Source organism: Eudoraea sp., assembly GCF_049665975.1.
Classification (GTDB): Bacteria; Bacteroidota; Bacteroidia; order Flavobacteriales; family Flavobacteriaceae; genus Eudoraea.
In genome coordinates this window covers 1-1,870 of sequence record NZ_JBATGR010000221.1, presented here as the reverse complement: position 1 = coordinate 1,870, position 1,870 = coordinate 1, and the positions used below count along the sequence as shown (strand labels likewise).

Annotated in this window: 1 protein-coding gene and 1 tRNA gene; one reads left to right on the top strand and one right to left on the bottom strand. The window is 37.4% G+C overall.

Translation table 11 applies throughout. The features are described 5' to 3' along the window. Positions 1-50: 50 nt before the first annotated feature. Positions 51-126: transfer RNA gene (locus WBN20_RS08415), tRNA-His, on the top strand. 110 nt (positions 127-236) lie between these two features. Here the strand turns inward: WBN20_RS08415 and WBN20_RS08410 are convergent. Beyond that, positions 237-1,805, bottom strand: coding sequence for a M28 family peptidase (locus WBN20_RS08410; RefSeq protein ID WP_424281357.1), 1,569 nt, complete (start codon positions 1,803-1,805; stop codon positions 237-239). Positions 1,806-1,870 lie beyond the last annotated feature (65 nt).

Below are 1,870 nucleotides of genomic sequence, written 5' to 3'. Positions count from 1 at the left end.
TAGTTTGAAACAATGGGTAAAAAAAATTACCTTTGCCAGCGCTTGCAAATGGTGGTTGTAGCTCAGCAGGTTAGAGCGCTGGATTGTGGTTCCAGAGGTCGCCGGTTCGAACCCGGTCTTCCACCCTCATTAATTTTCTAAAGCCCTGTCATAAATTATGGGGCTTATCTTTTAAGCTTATTTCGATTAGCCTGGAAATTGGAAATGAATTAATTATTCCTACTATATTATAATCTTTACTTAGATGGGGTAACATCTACCTCAATACGCATATCCCTGTTCGCAATTTCCCAGGCAGTATAGAAGATTAATCGCGTGCGGTTTTCCAGTAAGTCATAGTTTATTTTATTCGGTGTGTCACCGGGTCTGTGATAATCTTCATGGGTACCACTAAAATAAAAAATGACAGGAATATTATTTTTCGCAAAATTGTAATGGTCGCTCCGGTAATAAAAACGATTGGGGTCATTTTCATCGTTATAGGTATAATCAAGGTTCAGCTGTGCATATTTATCATTAACTTCTTCGGATAGGTTATGAAGTTCCGAACTTAATTTATCGGAACCAATTAGATACAAGTAATTACCGTTGCTCTCATGTTTAGGATCAATACGCCCTATCATATCTATATTAAGGTTGGCAACAGTTTGAGACAAAGGAAATACAGGGTCATTATCTGTATAGTATTTTGATCCAAGTAATCCTTTTTCTTCACCGGTAACATGCAGGAATACTATAGATCTTTTTGGTCCGTTTCCCGTATCTGCAGCCTGTTTAAAAGCTTCGGCAATTTCTAGCATAGCAACTGTTCCGGAGCCATCGTCATCCGCACCATTATTAATGTCACCATTATCATTGACTCCAATATGATCTAAATGTGAAGATATGACTATAAACTCATCAGGTTTTTCAAAACCACGAATAATTGCCGCAATATTTTCAGAAGATACGGCCTCATTATTACTTTTAATATTAAGAGATATTGGCTGTGGAATTATTCCTGAATTCTGTGCTTCCTTTATGGCAGGGAATATATTTTTAATCATGGTTTCACTAAGGAAAACTAATGCGGCATCGTTTTCTTCAACCTTAATTTCCATTTTCATTTTATCACTCCCTTTCAAATAGTCATAATATCTTTTATAACGGCCGTAATTGTCCGGATCATAATATAGTACCCCTTTGGCTCCTTTATCTCTGGCCAATTTTATTCTGGCTCCTGCAGCATCAGACTTATTACTCCAAACAGATTTTTTAGAATTTCCTGAAATCAAGTAGGTGCCGTCTTTTTTCACAGGCTCCCCTGCCTTAATTAAAATAAGTTTTCCCGATACATCCAATCCTTCATAATCGGAGTAACCCGTGTCTTCAATTCCATAACCTGCATAAATAATTTCGTTGAAATTTCCTTCAATAGGTGTAAATGTTAAAAAATCGTTTCCTAACTCATATTTAGTCGCTCCCGCCATTATGGAGCCCACAGGCAATTTGGGGAATACCAAAGGAACTTCCTGCAAATAATCACCATCCTCTTTCGCCGCCGGGACTCCCATTGCCTTATAATTAGCCTGCAAATAGTCCACCGCTTTTTTTTGTCCGGGTTGACCTGTTTCCCTGCCCTCAAATTCATCTGAAGCATAGATATACAAATGTTCTTTTAACTCTTTTTCGGTAATCGTTAGTGCATAAACCCGCGGATCTGCAGATACACTTGTAATAGCAGTATCAGCTAGTTCTGCAACTGTTTTCTGGGACGAGTTACAGGCTACAAAAAGTGCAAAGACAATAAAAAGTATATTTTTCATAGTATGATTTTGCCGTACGTAATAAAATTCCACAAAAATAGTGAAAAGTAAGTGAATTGTAAGAA

Excerpts from the sequence above, each read along its gene's own strand:
- WBN20_RS08410 (WP_424281357.1), bottom strand. The coding sequence starts at position 1,805 with ATGAAAAATATACTTTTTATTGTCTTTGCACTTTTTGTAGCCTGTAAC.